At 61.9% G+C, this 17,108-nt stretch carries 16 protein-coding genes and 1 pseudogene; 9 read left to right on the top strand and 8 right to left on the bottom strand.

The window, feature by feature from the left end:
• The first annotated feature begins 52 nt into the window (after positions 1–52).
• Both BN1128_RS08440 and BN1128_RS08435 read left to right on the top strand, forming a co-directional pair.
• Positions 53–817 carry a DUF3530 family protein gene (locus tag BN1128_RS08440; RefSeq protein ID WP_042867627.1) on the top strand — a complete coding sequence of 255 codons (765 nt, stop codon included), beginning with the start codon at positions 53–55 and terminating at the stop codon, positions 815–817.
• Positions 818–944: 127 nt separating this feature from the next.
• Positions 945–1,901, top strand: coding sequence for a D-2-hydroxyacid dehydrogenase (locus tag BN1128_RS08435; protein ID WP_042867625.1), 957 nt, complete (start codon positions 945–947; stop codon positions 1,899–1,901).
• 80 nt (positions 1,902–1,981) lie between these two features.
• On the opposite strand, the gene BN1128_RS08430 is transcribed toward BN1128_RS08435, so the two are convergent.
• Together BN1128_RS08430 and BN1128_RS08425 are read right to left on the bottom strand one after the other, a co-directional pair.
• Complete coding sequence (locus BN1128_RS08430; protein ID WP_042867623.1) at positions 1,982–2,452, bottom strand: YMGG-like glycine zipper-containing protein; 471 nt, start codon at positions 2,450–2,452, stop codon at positions 1,982–1,984.
• Between the two features lie 248 nt (positions 2,453–2,700).
• On the bottom strand, positions 2,701–4,245 hold the full coding sequence (locus BN1128_RS08425; protein WP_042867621.1) for a GGDEF domain-containing protein: 1,545 nt from the start codon (positions 4,243–4,245) through the stop codon (positions 2,701–2,703).
• A 288-nt stretch (positions 4,246–4,533) separates the two neighbouring features.
• Between BN1128_RS08425 and BN1128_RS08420 the strand changes: the two genes are divergently transcribed.
• On the top strand, positions 4,534–5,136 hold the full coding sequence (locus BN1128_RS08420; RefSeq protein WP_042867619.1) for a nitroreductase family protein: 603 nt from the start codon (positions 4,534–4,536) through the stop codon (positions 5,134–5,136).
• Positions 5,137–5,199: 63 nt separating this feature from the next.
• Here the strand turns inward: BN1128_RS08420 and BN1128_RS08415 are convergent, their stop codons facing one another.
• Together BN1128_RS08415 and BN1128_RS08410 are read right to left on the bottom strand one after the other, a co-directional pair.
• Positions 5,200–5,853: an HAD-IA family hydrolase gene (locus BN1128_RS08415; protein ID WP_042867617.1), complete on the bottom strand. Its 654-nt coding sequence runs from the start codon at positions 5,851–5,853 to the stop codon at positions 5,200–5,202.
• A complete protein-coding gene (locus tag BN1128_RS08410) occupies positions 5,850–6,095 on the bottom strand; it encodes a hypothetical protein (protein ID WP_042867615.1) in 246 nt (81 codons plus the stop codon). The genes BN1128_RS08415 and BN1128_RS08410 overlap by 4 nt, the downstream gene beginning before the upstream one ends.
• Positions 6,096–6,210: 115 nt before the next feature.
• Here BN1128_RS08410 and BN1128_RS08405 point away from each other — a divergent pair, with 115 nt between their 5' ends.
• Complete coding sequence (locus BN1128_RS08405; RefSeq protein WP_042867613.1) at positions 6,211–7,119, top strand: LysR family transcriptional regulator; 909 nt, start codon at positions 6,211–6,213, stop codon at positions 7,117–7,119.
• 46 nt (positions 7,120–7,165) lie between these two features.
• On the opposite strand, the gene BN1128_RS08400 is transcribed toward BN1128_RS08405, so the two are convergent.
• From BN1128_RS08400 to BN1128_RS08385, 4 genes are all read right to left on the bottom strand, one after another.
• Positions 7,166–8,122: a sensor domain-containing diguanylate cyclase gene (locus BN1128_RS08400; protein WP_042867611.1), complete on the bottom strand. Its 957-nt coding sequence runs from the start codon at positions 8,120–8,122 to the stop codon at positions 7,166–7,168.
• 168 nt (positions 8,123–8,290) lie between these two features.
• The gene (locus BN1128_RS08395; protein ID WP_042867609.1) at positions 8,291–8,941 is read right to left on the bottom strand and encodes a cold-shock protein; all 651 of its coding nucleotides are present in this window, start codon (positions 8,939–8,941) and stop codon (positions 8,291–8,293) included.
• Between the two features lie 119 nt (positions 8,942–9,060).
• The gene (locus BN1128_RS08390) at positions 9,061–9,627 is read right to left on the bottom strand and encodes a cysteine hydrolase family protein (RefSeq protein WP_042867607.1); all 567 of its coding nucleotides are present in this window, start codon (positions 9,625–9,627) and stop codon (positions 9,061–9,063) included.
• 33 nt (positions 9,628–9,660) lie between these two features.
• Entirely contained in the window at positions 9,661–10,824 is a 1,164-nt protein-coding gene (locus tag BN1128_RS08385) for an FAD-dependent monooxygenase (protein WP_042867605.1), read from the bottom strand.
• A gap of 267 nt (positions 10,825–11,091) precedes the next feature.
• On the opposite strand from BN1128_RS08385, the pseudogene miaB reads away from it, so the two are divergent.
• The 5 genes and pseudogenes from miaB to lnt form a co-directional block, all read left to right on the top strand.
• Positions 11,092–12,519, top strand: a pseudogene (gene miaB, locus BN1128_RS08380) (tRNA (N6-isopentenyl adenosine(37)-C2)-methylthiotransferase MiaB); the annotation flags it as partial.
• A 140-nt stretch (positions 12,520–12,659) separates the two neighbouring features.
• A complete protein-coding gene (locus BN1128_RS08375; RefSeq protein ID WP_042867603.1) occupies positions 12,660–13,700 on the top strand; it encodes a PhoH family protein in 1,041 nt (346 codons plus the stop codon).
• Positions 13,697–14,167 (top strand): rRNA maturation RNase YbeY, encoded by a 471-nt coding sequence (ybeY, locus tag BN1128_RS08370; protein WP_042867601.1) that lies wholly within the window; start codon positions 13,697–13,699, stop codon positions 14,165–14,167. The genes BN1128_RS08375 and ybeY overlap by 4 nt, the downstream gene beginning before the upstream one ends.
• Before the next feature lie 200 nt (positions 14,168–14,367).
• Positions 14,368–15,252 (top strand): CNNM family magnesium/cobalt transport protein CorC, encoded by an 885-nt coding sequence (corC, locus tag BN1128_RS08365; protein ID WP_042867599.1) that lies wholly within the window; start codon positions 14,368–14,370, stop codon positions 15,250–15,252.
• A gap of 285 nt (positions 15,253–15,537) precedes the next feature.
• On the top strand, positions 15,538–17,034 hold the full coding sequence (gene lnt, locus BN1128_RS08360) for an apolipoprotein N-acyltransferase (RefSeq protein WP_042867597.1): 1,497 nt from the start codon (positions 15,538–15,540) through the stop codon (positions 17,032–17,034).
• The last annotated feature ends 74 nt before the right edge of the window (positions 17,035–17,108 follow it).

Here is a 17,108-nt window from a genome sequence, read left to right as displayed (position 1 = left end):
ACTTCAGAAAACCGGCCCCGTGCCGCTAACCCAATTAACCGGGGAGCGCACTATGGCCAGATTATCCTTATCACTGCTGTTACTGACCCTGCTGGCAAGCCAGGCTTCGCAGGCCAGCGATGTCGCGCCCCCCATCACCGAGCCACAGCCCCTCGACTACTGGCAAAACAGCGACTGGCAGGGGCTGCCCAACAGCACCCAGATAGACAAGCAGACTGTGCTGTTTGCCAAGCATGACAGCGACAGCTATGTCGGGCTGGCGATCCTGCTGCCGGACTGGCAGCGCAGCGGTCAGCTGTGGCAACTGACCCGGGCCCTCGGCCAACTCGGCTTCGATACCCTGCTGCTGCTCCCCTCTCCCCAACAGGCGGAGCTGGACCCCGCCGCCGAGAAGAAACAGCAGGCCATCGATGACTTTCGCAAGCAGTTTGCCGCCCGCATCATCAAGCTGGGGGATGCCAAGCTGCAAGAAGGGGGCTTCAAGCTGATACTGGCGCAGGGCACCAGCGCCGCCTGGGCCACCAACCTCATCGCCAGCGAGCAAGTGCCCGCCCCCGATGCCCTGGTGCTGCTGGATGGCTTCTTCCCCAATCAGCAGAGCAATCAGACCCTGGCCAAGCAGGTGGCCCAGGCAACCATGCCGACCCTGGATCTCTATCAGGAAGAGGGCGGCCGCTGGCCACTGCTGGCCGCTGAAGCTCGTCGCAGCGAGAGCCGCCGCAGCCACAAGCTCAACTACCGCCCCTACGCCTTGATGGAGCTGGATGAAACACCGACCCGCATTCAGGGGTGGCTCACCCACCTCGGCTGGCTCTGACCTCGACCTGCCCCCAAAATGCCGCCAGCGTCACAGACAGCGCCATTGATTCACCGCTGACGGCGTTCGGGCTGGCTCCCGGACGCCCATATTTGGCATCATGACGGCTCCAATGGCAGGAGGCGTCATGCAGCAGATAGTTTTTCTCGATAGCGATACCCTGGATGCGGGCATCACACTGCACCGGCCAGACTTTCCCCATCACTGGCAGAGCCATCCAAGCACGACCCCCGAGCAGGTGGTGGAGCGGCTCAGGAATGCCAGTATCGCCATCATCAACAAGGTACGCATCGGCGCCACCGAGCTGGCACAACTGCCGGATCTCAAGCTGATCGCCCTGGCGGCCACCGGCAGCGACAACGTGGATCTGGAGGCGTGCCGGGCAGCCAATGTCGGGGTATGCAATATCCGCAACTACTCGGGTCCCTCGGTGCCGGAGCACGCCATGGCGCTGATGCTTGCCTTGTCGCGCAATTTGTTCGCCTGGCGCCAATCCCTGCTGGAGGGGCGCTGGCAGCAGAGCGGCCAGTTCTGCTTCTTCGATCACCCCATCATGGATCTGCACGGCAAGCAGCTCGGCATCATAGGCAAAGGTACCCTGGGTCAGGCGCTCGGCGAACGGGCGCAGGGGATGGGCATGGCGGTGCGCTACGCCCAGAGTCAGGTCGGCGCCAGCCACGACGAGGATCGGCTGCCGCTGGACGCGCTGCTGCAAAGCTCGGATGTGGTCAGCCTGCACTGCCCGCTCACCCCCTACACCCGCCACCTGATCGGCGAACGGGAGCTGGCCCTGATGAAACCGGGCGCCCTGCTGATCAACGTGGGCCGTGGCGGCCTAGTGGATGAAGCGGCACTGCTCAAGGCGCTGGCCAACGGCCGGCTCGGTGGCGCCGGCTTCGATGTGGCGAGCGTCGAGCCGCCACCCCCCGATCACCCGCTGATGCAGGCTCTGCAATACCCCAACTTCATCCTGACCCCGCACGTGGCCTGGGCCAGCGAGGAGTCGATGCAGCGCCTCGCCGATCAGCTGATCGACAACATCAACGCCTTCGCCGAGGGACGGCGCCAGCACCGGCTGGTCTGAGTCACACCATGCAAAAAGGGGCCTGTTGGCCCCTTTTGTCTATGCTCGCCACCATGGCGCACCAGCCAGCACGGCTGACATCAGTCATCATCATGCCATCTGTGTTTCTTGTGCTTCTTGTGTTTCTTGTGGTGCCTGTGCTCATCGTCGTCGTAGCGATCATTGTTGCTCTTGTGACCGTCTCCCGTCTTGGCACCAATGGCCGACCCACTGGCACCGCCGATGCCGGCACCGATCAGCTGGCCCGTGCTGCCTCCCACGCTCTTGCCGATGGCCGCGCCACCCAGGGCACCAACGGCGCCACCCAGGGCCGCTTCATTCTTGTTGCCCTTGTTGGCGGTGGCGGCGCCACCGGCCGCACCACCGACTGCCGCTCCCACCAGGGCACCGGTATCGCCCCCCAGCTCCTTGCCTATCATGGTGCCAGCCACGCCACCGGCACCGCCGCCGAGTATGGTGTTGAGGGTTTCCGAGGCCTGCACTGCGCCGCTCGCCAGCAACAGGGAGCCCAACAGGGCCAGGGCGCTCATGCCGTGCTTGTTCATCTCCATGGGGTACTCCTGTCAAACCTGATTAATTTCCCCTGCACTATACAAACAGCCGTCCACTCCGCCAGTGGCCCCCGCGGCCTGACACCTCATTCAAAAGAATCAGAGCCAGGCGCAGGCGCTCGAGATGAAAGATTAACGATTTGAAAATAAAGATAAAAATATATAGATCAGCACAAGGTGAGCGGTACATCCCCTTGGCCCGGATTGTCGCAGCCCGCCAGGATCACGCAGGGATCAGACAGATATTGTCACCGAAGGGAGCTTGGCTCACCGCCAGTCTCCGGGGACGAAGAGAGATGCCAGCGATCCCGCCCCAACCGCTTGCTCTGGTAGAGGCAGTCGTCGGCCCGATCGAACAGAAAGAGGGCGTCATCCGGATAGTGAGCACCGCCCGCGCTCAGGGTGACCTCTGCCTTGAATTCCCGCCACTGCTGATTGCGTACCCGCGCCAGCAGATGGTTCAGTCGCGGCTCCAGCTCGTGGCGCGCCCACGGCAGCAGGGCCGCAAACTCGTCTCCCCCGATCCGGTAGGCGCTGCCGCTGCCAAGCTCGGCCACCATCAGTTCAGCCACCCGGCAGAGCACGCCATCCCCCACGCTGTGGCCCCAGCTGTCGTTGATGCATTTGAAATTGTCCACATCGAACAGCACCAGCCAGTGGGGCGTCCGATTTTCTTCCAGCTCGCTCCGGCGCTGGATAAAGGCGCGCCGGTTCATGATGCCGGTGAGGGGATCGTGCAGCAGCGCATCCTGCCCTTGCAGGAAGCTGGTGCGGACCTGCTCTATCTCGCTGAGGCTGTTGCGCACAAACCAGGTCTTCAGGTGACTCGAAGGCTTGGGGCAACAGGGTGCTTGCACAATGCCGGTCAGCGAACCCGAGACCAGCGCCTGCTCCTGACGGAACACCCGCACCAGAAAATTGATGCTGCAAAACCAGATGATGAAGAGGGAGAGCAGCGGCAGCACCACCATCAGCAGGGCCTCGTAAAGACTGTCACGAAACAGGGCGGGGGGCAGATAGATATTAAGGTCCCAGTCGACATCCTCCAGCTCGCGCCTCAGGTGGCTGCCATGCCAGATAACATCCAGCCCCAGCAGATGGGGCTCTGCCGTCGCGTTAGCCTTGTCATAGAGCGCCATCTTGCTGCCCACCAGCAGCCGGTCACTGCCCCGCTGGCTAAGGTAGATGGCGGCCTGGTTGCTACCCATGGCCCGCTGCAGCGCCTGCTGGATGGCGTTGAAGGACATATCCACCATCAAGAGGCCGAGCAGCTTGCCATCATCATCTTTCACCCGTTTGATCAGAGTCAGGATGCGCTCGTGGGAACTGTACTCCTGATAGGGGCCAAACCAGACCAGCTCGTCCCCTTCCATCGACAACACCTGGTACCAGGGGCGCAGGGCGGCCCTGTACTCGGCTGGCTGTACCCAGAGGGGATAACTGCTGATCCGATCAAAGCGGGAGTTGTAGAAATAGATGTAGTGATCGTCACGCTTGATCTGATGGGCGATGGCCCAGATCGGGTTGTCGGCGGGCTCGCCACGGGCGATGGCAGCCTTGTCCAGCGATGCCTCCAGCACGGCCAACTGACGCTGGTTGGCCAGCACCAGTTCGTGAATGAGCGCAGCCTCGATGGAGGAGATCATGTGGCCGTAACCGGCCATCGTCTTGTCTATGCTGCGCAGGTAACTGACCGCAGCCAGGGTCAGGGTGGCGACCAGCACCAGAGCGCCCAGCAGGAAGGAGCACGAGGTCAACACATAGTAGCGCCGGTTGAGCACCCACTGGATCATCAAAGCTCCCTGAAAACAGCCGATGTGCGAGGATCTTATAGTGAAAAGACCGGGTTAATCATTGATTGAAATCAGCTGAATAAGAGCTAATTGACAAGAAACACAAAAATGTGAGGCGGCTCATCCAGACTGCGCATATGAATATCCACAAAAAGTAAAAACAGTGACCACTGTGCGTTGACGGTTAAGCGGGAAGGCGGTGTTATAGTCTATAGCTTGAACAATCGGAGCCGGATGGCCTTCTCACTGGCCGCCGAATGCGATGATCCGTCAAACCAAGGAGATGTTATGAGCAGTCCGTTTATCGAACAGATCAAAGTACGTCGTACCATCTATGCCCTGGGCGACCAGGTCTCCCACACGCCGGAGCAGTTGACGACCCTGATCCAGGATGCCGTCAAGCACAGCCCCTCCTCTTTCAACTCCCAGAGCTCCCGCGCCGTCATACTGTTTGGCGCCCAACACCACAAGCTGTGGGACATAGTTAAAGCTGAATTGAAAAAGATAGTACCGCCAGAGGCTTACGCCCAGAGCGAAGCCAAGGTGGATGGCAGCTTCCGTGCCGGTTTCGGTACCGTGCTCTTCTTCGAAGACACGGATGTGATCAAGGATCTGCAACAGAAGTTTGCGCTGTATGCCGACAACTTCCCAATCTGGTCCGAACATGCCACCGGTATCGCCCAATTTGCGGTCTGGACCAGCCTGGCACAGGAAGGGATTGGAGCCTCCCTGCAGCACTACAACCCGTTGATCGACGAAGCGGTGCGCAAGGAGTGGAACCTGCCAGCGAGCTGGCTGCTGCGCGCCCAGATGCCCTTTGGCAGCATCAAGCAGCCAGCCGGAGAGAAGACTTTTATCGACGACGCCACCCGTTTCCGCGTTTTCAAATAACCCGGCTGTCTCGTCATACCATGCCCCCGCTCGCCGGGGGCTTTTTTGTTGTCTGCTCTCCCATCAGGTCAGCAGCGTCACCTGCAACGCGCCCTCCGCCCCATCACCCACCCTCACCTGACGCCAATCCTGGATCACGGCTATGACGGCCGGATCCAGCAACCGCTTGCCTCCGACCTGCACCACTGTACAACCGGCCCGCAGGGCACTCTCTATGCCAGCCGACGCATCCTCGAACACCAGACAGTCGGCGGGGGCAACCCCGAGCCGTGTCGCGGCCAGCAGATAGGGCTCGGGATCCGGCTTGCCCCGCATCACGTCTTCCGCCCCCACCAGCATATCCGGCAGTGGCAGACCTGCGCTCGCCAGCCGATGGCGGGCGACCCTCTGACTGGCGGAAGTCACCAGTGCCCAACGTCCGGCGGGCACGCTGGCCAGCACGGCCCGGCATCCCATGATGGCCTCGCCGCGCCCCGTGTGATGGATCTCAAGCTCATCGAGCAGGGCCACCTCCTGCGCCATGTCCAGCTGCGGAGCCAGGGCCCGGATCACCTCCCGCGAGCGAAGGCCGTGACACATGGCCAGCACGGGCTCGGGCGCCAGCTGATGACGTCGGCACCATAGCCGCCACACGGTTTCCACCTCGCCGGTGGAGTGAACCAGGGTGCCATCCATGTCCAGCAGCAGGGCGGCAGCCTGCAGGGTGAGCCGGGTCATGACGGGGCTCCAGCCAGCACGGGCTCAACCCCTGCCAGCACACTGGCGAGGGCCGACTGCTGGGCTGCCTGCTCATAACAGGCCAGCGCCTGCTCGGCATTGCCCGCCCAGACCTGCTGGGGGGCCACCACAAATCCCTGTTGCAGCAGGCTCGCCAACAACTCCCCCGTCTCCGGCGCCGCCAGTGGCTGGGCCATCACCAGGGTTCCCTTGATCAAAAACAGATAGCGTTCGCTAGACATGACATGGCTCCTCGTTGTGTGTCAGACCGGGCAGATGGCCCGTTACGAGACCATTAGAACAAGGCAGTTAGATAATTTATAATCAATAAATCGCCACATTGGATAACCAAACGGAATGAAATTCGACTTGAGGCAACTGCAGGCGTTCGTGATGCTGGCCGAAACCGCCAACTACCGGGAGGCCGCCAGCCGGCTGTTCATCACCCAGCCGGCACTGACCAAGCAGATCCAGGGGCTGGAGCTGGCCCTCGGCAGCACGCTGTTCAACCGGGGTCGCCACGGCGCCGAGCTGACCGCCATAGGTGCACAGCTGCTCACCCAGGCCAGCGCACTGGTCGAACACGGCAGGGGGTTTGAGCGTCACGCCCTGGCACTGGCGAGCGGCATAGCAGGGCGGCTCAAGATTGGCTTCGGGCTGTCGAGCTTCGCGCTGGCCCCCTCGCTGGTCGCCCGTTTCAAGCAGCAGGTACCCGATGTGATGGTGCATCTGCAGGACATGACCTCCGCCATCCAGCACGAGCGCTTGCTGTCGGGTCAGTTGCAGCTGGGATTCATGCGCCGGCCGCACGCGCCGCAACTGCGGGAGCACAGGCTGCTGACCGACCGGCTGGTGCTGGCCGTGCCCAGCCAGATGACGGGGCCGGATCCGGCTGCTTTCGACGTGGAGTGGGCGCTGGCCCATCAGCCACTGTTGCAGATGGTCGGGCACCGCTGCCCGGGCCTCAGCCAGCAGATCGCCAGCTTCCTCGGCGCCAACCGGCTGACCGGCATGGTGCAGGAGGCGGAAGATATCCAGACCCTGGTCGCCCTGGTGGCCGCCGGCATAGGCAACGCCATATTGCCGCGCAGCGTCAGCTTCATTGCGGGCCAGGATGTCACCCTCTACCCCTTGTCCGGCCCTTGGTCAGAATGGGAAATCAGCCTGGTCTGGAACCCGGCATTTGCCGATCCCATCCGCGATCGTTTCCTGCAACTGGTCATGGCGGCGCATCCCACGCCATGCTCGGCCGTGCCCGAGTGCTGAGGCGGCTTATGCGCAAAAAAAAAGCCCCATCAAGGGGCTGTGGTGCTCAAGGGGCGGGTAATGACGGACAGCTGACGCTGTGGCAGCGATTCTTGCCCCCCTTTTTGGCCATGTAGAGCGCCATATCGGCCGCCGCCAGCAGTTCGTTCTCCGAGCCCTGCAGCAGATCAGGGATCTGGGTGGCAATGCCGATGCTGGCGCTGAGTCGGGCATCACCCGCCTCCCGGATACTCAAGGCACGGATCCCGAGGCGGATCGCCTCCCCCATCCGCAAGGCAGCCTCCTTGCCGGTATTGCCGAGGACCAGCGCAAATTCATCGCCCCCGAACCGGCTTGGCAGATCCGCTGGCCGCTGGCACAAGGCGTTGAGCAGGTGGCCCACCTGCAGCAGGAAATCGTCCCCAACCTGATGGCCGAAGTGATCGTTGCACGCCTTGAAGTTGTCCAGATCCAGCATGATGAAGGAGATGGGCGTGCGCTCCCGCATGCTGCGGCGCCACTCGTTATGCAGGAAGCTGTTGAACAGACGCCGGTTGGCCAGACCGGTCAGGGGATCGTGTTGGGAGAGGTGGGTCACGTCCAGCTCCTGCAACTTGCGCTCCGTGATGTTGATGTGGGCTATGGTGTAAAACTCGACATCCACCCCCAGCACGGGAGAGACCCGCATCATGAACCAACGCTGGGTATCCGGGCTGTGGCAGGGATACTCCAGAGAGAAGTGGTCCTGCTCCCCGCACAGCACACGACGGATCCCCTCTGCCGCCATCAGTACCAGTGGATCGACCAGGCAGTCGAACACCCTCAGGTAGTTGACCCCCAGCCAGTTGTACCCTTGCGGTATGCCGTTTTGCTCGGCAAACCGGTTCCAGGCGAGATTGGTATAGTGGATCACTCCGTCCCGATCAATCACGGATATCTGGTCTTCCAGCGAGTTCAGCAAGGCCGCCAGATACTGTGCCCGTTCGGAAAAATGAAACAGAGAGCCCCGAAAATCATCCACCATGACCGCACACCTCACCCAAAAACAACGCACAGTACCTGCCGAGACAACGAGAGCAATGCCGGCCTTTCTGCCAGCGTTTCGCCAATGACTAAAGGGTAGAACCGGCCATGCCCCGCCCCCGGCCTGTAAAATAAAGATAGATGATCAACCGCTTGAGCCAGCCCCCCGCTAATGGCTGCACCACTGACTTTCACAAGGAATGCCGTTGCCTCTCCCTCTGCCATCCATCTTGGTGTTGGGGCAATTTTGCAAAAACCAGGTCGCCTCCTCGCAGGAGGTCATTTGGGAGCAGTACTGCCGACCGTCGCACTGACGGACGAAGGTGGGGCTGTATGAGCTGCCGGCCTCCTCCTGGCTGAAAGAGGAGGCCGGCATAGGTGAGACCGACTCGGCCGAGAAGCGGGAGTAGACCGAAAACAGGCCCGCCAGCACCAGCAGGGGGATCAACTTGCCGCGCCAGCTGCTCTTGCGGCGATAGGAGGGACCAGGGCGGAGCCTGGAGGAAACGGGTGGCTGTGCCCCCCTGGCCGCTGGTCGGCGGACCGCGTCTTTGCAGGACAAAGGGGGAACGGAGGTGTCAGCCAGCGACAGGGGCCGGTCGGGGAAGAACACCTGCACGGCCCTGGGCTTGTCATCCTTGCCCCTGCCTATCTGGTAGGAGACCCGCTCCCCCGCCTCGGGCAGCCGACCATCGGATTGCAGTGCCGAGATGTGCACGAACAGCCCACTCCCTTGCTGCTCGCTCCCCTGCTGCTCCGGCGTGATAAAGCCGAAGCCTCGCGCCTCGTTCCAGCTCGCGATCCGTCCCTGATAACGCATGCCCTCATCCTTGTGGCCATCAATGCTGACTCCATGTTGCCCTAAAACGGCGCCGGCTCAACAGGGGACTGCTGACAAAATGTCAAAATAGTGAGCGAAAACAGCCTTGACCGGCGAGATCACTCCAGTCGGGCCACCTTGATGATCTCGGCGATACGGCCAAGCATCCGCAACGAGCCCAGGTGTTCGCTGGCGTCGGCGGCGGCGCAGGCATCCTCCAGTATGGTGATGGCGTAGTCCCGATCGTGGCCGTCCCGAGCCGCAGCCTGAATGGCCCAGCTGGTGCTGACCCCGCACAGATAGAGGTGACCAATGCGATTGGCCCGCAGCGCCGGCTCAAGCGCGGTGCCATAGAAGGGGCTGACCCTGGGCTTGGTCAGCACCAGATCGCCGGGTTGCACGTCAAGATCGGGGTGGAAGTCGGTGCCACTGTCCGCCAGCGAAAGCGCACCAAACTGATTGGCCCGACCAAACATGGGGGAACCCTTGGGTTGCAGCAGATAGCCGCCATCAAAGCCGACCTTGATCAGGATCACCAGCCAGCCGTGGGCACGGGCATGGGCCAGTGCCTGATTGGCATGGGTGATGGCATCCTGCTCCACCACATGGGCCGCCGAGGCGGCGATGCGCCCGTCCGGGTGGGCTATGTCGTTGATAAAATCGATCGCCAGCAGTGCCTTGTTCATGATCTCTGCTCCCTCGTGATGGCGCCCGGCGCCTTATACCAGCCCCAATGCGTAGCGCAGCGCCATCTCCTTGAGCGGGCCAGCCTTGTCCGCCAGATTGAGGGCCAGATTGCGAGCCAGCTTGAGTGGCCCTATCTCGTTGCTGAACACCCCGTAGAAGAGATCCATCCCTGACTGCATTAAAAGGTTGTCAGGGCGACGGCGGCGCTCGTAGCGCTCCGCCAGGGCCAGCTGATACCAGTCGGCTCCCGCCTTTTCCAGCAACCCAGCCCAGCAGGCCACGTCCTTGAAGCCGAGGTTGACCCCCTGCCCCGCCAGCGGGTTGATGGTGTGGGCGGCATCGCCAAGCAGCACAACCCGACCGGCGTGATAGTCGTTGGCGTGGCGCCGCACCAGCGGAAAACTCCCCTTGGCCGTGACGGTGAAGCCGCCGAGCCGGGCCGGAAAGTGGCGGCGCACCTCCTCCCCCAGCTTCTCGTTGCTCATGGCCGACAGGGCACGAATACGGGCCGGGCTGTCATACCACACCAGGGAACCGTGCTGGCCGGGCAGCGGCAGGAAGGCGCGCGGGCCGCTCGGGGTGAACTGCTGCCAGGTGATATCTTCCTGCGCAAACTCGGTGTCGATATTGATCAACATGCAGTGCTGGCGGTACTCGAAGCGCGACACGCCTATGCCAGCCAACCGGCGCATCTGGGATTCGGCGCCATCGCAGGCCAGCACCCAGCGGGCGCAAAGCTCGGTACCATCGTCCAGAGTCAGCACGGCCTCGTTGGCGCTCTGGCGCAGACTCGTCACCGCCGCCGGGGTGTGGGTCTGGATGTTGGGGAAATCCTCCATCCTCTTGAGCAGGGCCAGCTGCACCAACCGGTTTTCGATGATGTAACCGAGCTGGGGCAGGCCGAGATAGGCCGCGTCGAAGCGGGTGGCAAAACCGTCCAGCTCCCAGGTCTCCAGCCGGCGGTAGGGACAGAGCCGCATCTGCTGCAGGTGTGACCAGGCGCCGGCCTGATCCAGCAGCGCCACCGAGGCCTGACTGATGGCGGAAACCCGCAGATCCAGCGGCTGCTGTGGGGCGTATTGCTCGGGCAATTGGGTCTCTATGACCCGAATGGAGAGACCCTGCGCCGCCAGCAGACAGGCGGTGGCAGCGCCGACCATGCCAGCGCCGACGATGGCGATATCACACTGTTCCATAACTTGATTCCTGAAAGGGGATGCCCCGGACAAGGGTAGGCGGGGTAAAACCGAATGGGGACATGATACCGCAAGGGACCGGCAGAAACAGTGAGACAAATTGCGAATTGCCGCGCCAAATCAAGGAGAAAGCCCGAACAAATACCGGCTGTCCGGAAGGAAGGGAGACCCATGACGGGCTGGATATTAGCTAGGCAGTATCCAGATTGCGGAGTAAAATGCCCGGTCCTTTGACCATGCCGATTTCAACACAAGTCAAGAGAAGCAATGAGCAAGAAACTTCACATTAAAACCTGGGGTTGCCAGATGAACGAGTACGACTCGTCCAAGATGGCCGACCTGTTGGATGCCAGCAATGGCTATGAACTGACCGAGGAGCCCGAAGAGGCAGATGTCTTGCTGCTCAATACCTGCTCCATCCGCGAAAAAGCACAGGAGAAGGTGTTCCACCAGCTGGGACGCTGGAAAAAACTCAAGGCCAACAAGCCCGGTCTGGTGATCGGCGTGGGTGGCTGTGTCGCCTCCCAGGAGGGGGACAACATTCGCACTCGCGCCCCCTATGTGGATATCGTGTTCGGTCCACAGACCCTGCATCGCCTGCCCGCCATGATCAAGCAGGTGCAGGAGGGCCGGGGTGCCCAGGTGGACATCGCCTTCCCCGAGATCGAAAAGTTCGACAGCATGCCGGAACCCCGTGCCGAAGGCGCCACCGCGTTCGTCTCCATCATGGAAGGCTGCTCCAAATACTGCTCCTTCTGCGTGGTGCCCTACACCCGTGGCGAGGAGGTGAGCCGGCCGATGGACGACGTGCTCTACGAAATCGCCCAGCTCGCCGAACAGGGCGTGCGCGAGGTGAACCTGCTGGGCCAGAACGTCAACGCCTACCGGGGCCCGACCTTTGATGGCAGCATCTGCTCCTTCGCCGAGCTGCTGCGACTGGTGGCCGCCATCGATGGCATAGACCGCATTCGCTACACCACCAGCCACCCGATCGAGTTCACCGACGACATCATAGAGGTCTACAAGGACACGCCGGAAGTGGTCAGCTTCCTGCACCTGCCGGTGCAGAGCGGTTCGGATCGCATCCTGACCATGATGAAGCGCCCGCATACCGTGCTGGAGTACAAGTCCAAGATCCGTCGCCTGCGCGCCGCCCGTCCCGACATCACCATCAGTTCCGACTTCATCGTCGGCTTCCCGAACGAGACGGACGAGGATTTCGAGGCCACCATGAAGCTGATCGAAGAGATCAACTTCGACATGAGCTTCAGCTTCATCTACAGCCCGCGCCCCGGCACGCCGGCCGCTGACATGCCCGACGACGTCGACATGGAAGTGAAAAAGGCCCGGCTGGCCCGCCTGCAGCATGTCATCAACAACCAGTCGATGCAGATTGGCCGCGCCATGCTGGGCTCCACCCAGCGCATCCTGGTGGAAGGGCCCTCCCGGCTCGACCCCATGCAGCTGTGTGGCCGCACTGAGAACAACCGGGTGGTCAACTTCGAGGGGCAGCACACCCTGATCGGCGGCTTTGCCGACGTGGAGATCACCGAGGTGCGTCCCAACTCCCTGCGCGGTCGTTTTATCCGCGGCGAGGATGAGATGAATCTGCGCATCGCCACGGCGCCGCGCGAGATCCTGGCCCGCCGCCCGGATAATATACCGGACGAGCTGGGCGTTGCCGCGTTTACCCCCACCCCAAGCGAGATCCTGGTTAAATCCGCCCGCCCGGATAACGTGCCGGACGCACTGGGCGTTGCCGCCTTCACTCCCCACTAATCTCTTCGTGCCCATCTGGCCTGGCCTGATGGGCACTGCGCCAAGACGAGGATATTTTGAGCCGACACATCTCGACCCTGAATCTGCATCTGGAGCCCGCCGACAATCGGCGCCTCGCCAGCCTGTGCGGTCCCTTCGATGACAACATCAAGCAGCTGGAACGCCGCCTCGGCATCGAGATCAGCTACCGTGACAGTCACTTCCAGCTGGTTGGCAAACAGGCCCAGCTGGATGCCGCAGCCGTCATCCTCAAGCACCTCTATGTGGAAACCCAGCCCCTCAAGGGCGGCAAGGTGACCGACATAGTGCCCGACATGGTGCACCTGGCCATTCAGGAGTCGCGGGTGCTGGAGCAGGATGACGAACCGGCCGCCGGCATACCTTATGGCAAGGAGGTGACGGTCAAGACCAAGCGCGGTCTCATCAAGCCGCGCAGCCCCAATCAGGCGCAGTACATCGCCAACATAGTCCAGCACGACATCAGCTTCGGCATTGGCCCGGCCGGTACCGGCAAGACCTATCTGGCGGTGGCCGCCGCCGTGGATGCGCTGGAACGTCAGGAGATACGCCGCATACTGCTGACCCGCCCGGCGGTGGAAGCGGGCGAGAAGCTGGGTTTTCTGCCCGGCGATCTCTCCCAGAAGGTCGATCCTTATCTGCGCCCGCTCTACGACGCCCTGTTCGAGATGCTGGGCTTTGAGCGGGTCGAGAAGCTGATGGAGCGCAACATCATCGAGGTAGCGCCGCTCGCCTACATGCGCGGCCGCACCCTCAATGACGCCTTCATCATCCTGGATGAGGCCCAGAACACCACCACGGAACAGATGAAGATGTTCCTGACCCGCATCGGCTTCAACTCCAAGGCAGTGGTCACCGGTGACATCACCCAGGTGGATCTGCCGCGCAGCACCAAGTCCGGCCTGCGCCACGCGCTGGAAGTGCTGCAAGGGGTCGACGGCCTGTCGTTCAACTTCTTTGAATCCAAAGACGTGGTACGCCATCCGGTGGTGGCCCGTATCGTGCAGGCCTACGAGGCGTTCGATGCCAAACAGGCCGAGTCCATCCCTGCCAAAGCCAATAAAGAGAGTGCCCAATGAGTGTGACCCTGGATCTGCAACTGGCCTGCGCTCAGGCGGAAGATCTGCCGAGCGAAGCCAAGCTGCAAGGCTGGCTTGACGGCACCATACTCGGTTTCCAGACCGAGGCCGAAGTGACGGTGCGCATCGTCGACGAGGCGGAGAGCCGCGAGCTCAACCTCACCTATCGCGGCAAGGACAAGCCCACCAACGTGCTCTCCTTCCCGTTCGAGGCGCCACCCGGCATGGAACTGCCGCTGCTCGGTGATCTCGTCATCTGCCGCCAGGTGGTGGAACAGGAGGCCGTCGAGCAGAACAAACCGCTGGAGGCCCACTGGGCCCACATGGTTGTGCACGGCAGTCTGCATCTGCTAGGTTATGACCATATCGAGGATGAGGAAGCCGAAGAGATGGAGCAGCTCGAACGCGACATCATGCAGGAGCTCGGTTTTGCCGATCCTTACCAGGACGATGAAGTAGCAGAGTAGACAGGAGAACAAAGCCGAAGAGATGGTGCCACGCCTGGATCGCGACATCATGCAGGAACTCGGTTTTGCCGACCCTTATCTGAACGACGAAGAGTAAAAGCGTAAAGGACGGGAGAGTCATCGTCTTGAAACAGCCGATGGTCATCCTTATATCACCAAGACAATTCCAAATGTGTTCAAGCGAGTAACCAAGAGAAAAAATGACCGACGATCACCCTAGTACCGGCTCGCCGAAGAAAACCTGGCTCGACAAACTCAGCCAACTCTTCCAGGGCGAGCCAAAAGACCGCAACGATTTGGTGGATGTGATAGCCGATGCCGAGGAGCGCGATCTTATCGATCAGGACACCAAGGACATGATTGAAGGCGTGCTCGAAATTGCCGAGCTGCGCGTTCGCGACATCATGATCCCCCGCTCCCAGATGGTCACCATAGAGAAGTCCCAGCCGGTGGACGACATCTTGCCCGTGATCATCGAATCCGGTCACTCCCGCTTTCCGGTGATCAACGAAGACAAGGATCATGTGGAGGGCATCTTGCTCGCCAAGGATCTGCTGCCGTTCGGTTTCGGCGGCCACCATGCCAGCGAGCCGCTGCAGCTCGAGAAAATCTTGCGCCCTACGGTGATCGTGCCCGAAAGCAAGCGGGTCGACCGTCTGCTCAAGGAGTTTCGTGAAGAGCGCTACCACATGGCCATCGTGGTGGACGAGTTTGGTGGCGTCTCAGGTCTGGTGACCATCGAAGACATACTGGAGCTCATCGTCGGCGAGATCGACGACGAGTTTGACGACATCGAAGATGAGCCGGACGAGATCCGCCGCATCAGCAAACGGGTCTTCTCGGTCAGCGCGCTCACCGAGATCGAGGATTTCAACGACTTCTTCGGCACCCAGTTCAGCGATGAAGAGGTGGATACCGTGGGCGGTCTGGTGATGCACGCCTTCAGCCACCTGCCGAAAAAGGGTGAGGAGATAGAGCTGGACGGCTACCTGTTCAAGGTGATGCACGCCGACCGGCGCCGCCTGCAACAGCTGCAGGTGAAGATCCCCGACAACCATGTCGCGGCCCAGTCTGAAGCCCTGTAAATTCAGCGCGGCCCTCAGCCAGCCGTGAAGCATCAGCGCCCCGCTCGTCGGGGCGCTTGCCATTTGGCCACGGGGCAAGGTAACCAATCCTTTGACCCCACACGTCATCCCATGCCCGGCAGACCGCCCTTTATTTCCCGATCCCAGCCCGGTTGTGCCCGCCACAGCCGGGAGGCTCGCCGTTGACCGCATTTACAGGTTAAGATACCGGCCAATCAACCTGTTGCAGTCCAATCCGAGCCTCTATTGCCCGTGAAATCGAAACTCCTGACAAGCCTCTGTGCCATGGCATCCGGCGCGCTCGCCGTGCTGGCCTTCTCCCCCTTCAACTACTGGCCGCTGGTGATCCCGTCCCTGCTCGGCCTCTATGCCCTGCTGGACAAGGCCAACCCCAGGCAGGCGGCCTGGCGCGGCTTTGGCTATGCCATGGGTCTGTTTCTGCCGGGGCTCTGGTGGATCCACGTCAGCATGACCATGTTTGGCGGCATACCGCTGCCGGTGGCCTTCGTGCTGCTGGCCGGGCTGTCGGCCTATCTGGCACTTTATCCAACCCTGGCCTGCTGGGCATTCGCCCGCTTCTTCAGCGGTCGCCACTGGAGCCGCTGGCTGCTCGCCTTCCCGGCGATCTGGCTGGTGGCCGACTGGCTGCGCGGCTGGGTGATGACAGGCTTCCCTTGGCTCTGGTTTGGTTACAGCCAGATCGACGGGCCGCTCAAGGGCCTGGCCCCTATCCTCGGCGTGCAGGGCATCACGCTGGCGCTGCTGCTGTCGGCCTCAGCCCTCTGGCTGGTGTGGCAGAGCCGCAAGCCGGTCTGGCTGCTGCTGCCCGTCGCGCTGATCGGTGCCGCTCAGGGGCTGATGCAGCTCAACTGGGTGACCCGAGGCGAGCCGGTCAAGGTCGCCCTGGTGCAGGGCAACATAGAGCAGTCTCTCAAATGGGATCCCGAGGCGCTGGTGCCGACGGTGCGCAAGTATCAGGATCTCAGCCGCGAGAACCAGGATGCCGACATCATCATCTGGCCGGAATCGGCGATCCCGGCCATCGAGAAGGAGATGGGCAACTACCTGGAGAGCCTGGACAAGGCAATGAAGGTGAACGACACCGGCTTGCTGGCGGGCATCATTCATTACGATTTCGAGCAGCAGCGCTTCTTCAATACCGTGCTGGGCATGGGAGTACAGGATGCGGACGGCAAGGAGTCGTATCACTACGAGCACCCGAACCGCTACTACAAGTCCCACCTGCTGCCCATCGGCGAGTTCGTGCCGTTTGAAGATCTGCTGCGCCCCATAGCGCCCTTCTTCAACCTGCCCATGTCCTCCTTCAGCCGCGGGAATGAGCAGCAACCGAACCTGATCGCCAAGGGGCTCAAGTTCGCCGCCGCCATCTGCTACGAGATCATCTTCCCGGACGAAGTGCGCCGCAACGTGCAGCCGGATACCGACTTCCTGCTGACCGTCTCCAACGATGCCTGGTTCGGCACCAGCATAGGTCCCTGGCAGCACATGGAGATAGCCCGCATGCGCGCGCTGGAGCTGGCTCGCCCGCTGCTGCGCGACACCAACACCGGCATCACAATCGTCACCGAAATCGACGGCAGCATCATAGCCCAGCTCCCGCAGTTCGAGGCCGGGGTGCTGAGAGCCGAGGTGCGTCCCGCTCACGGTTCGACCCCCTACCTGCGCTTTGGCAGCTGGCCGCTGTACGGGCTGACCGTCCTGCTGCTCGGTCTGGCGCTGGCGCTGCGCCCCCGTGCCCACCCCTGGGCCCGCGAACTCTGAACCGGTAGTCCGATTCGTCGCTGAATAGAAAGAGGCGCCCCCTGGGCGCCTCTTTTCATCTGGTTGTCTGACGG

This window comes from Aeromonas piscicola (assembly GCF_000820005.1).
In the GTDB taxonomy this organism is placed as follows: domain Bacteria; phylum Pseudomonadota; class Gammaproteobacteria; order Enterobacterales; family Aeromonadaceae; genus Aeromonas; species Aeromonas piscicola.
Note: the sequence above shows the minus strand (reverse complement) of the source record. Positions and strands in the feature narration are given on the sequence as shown.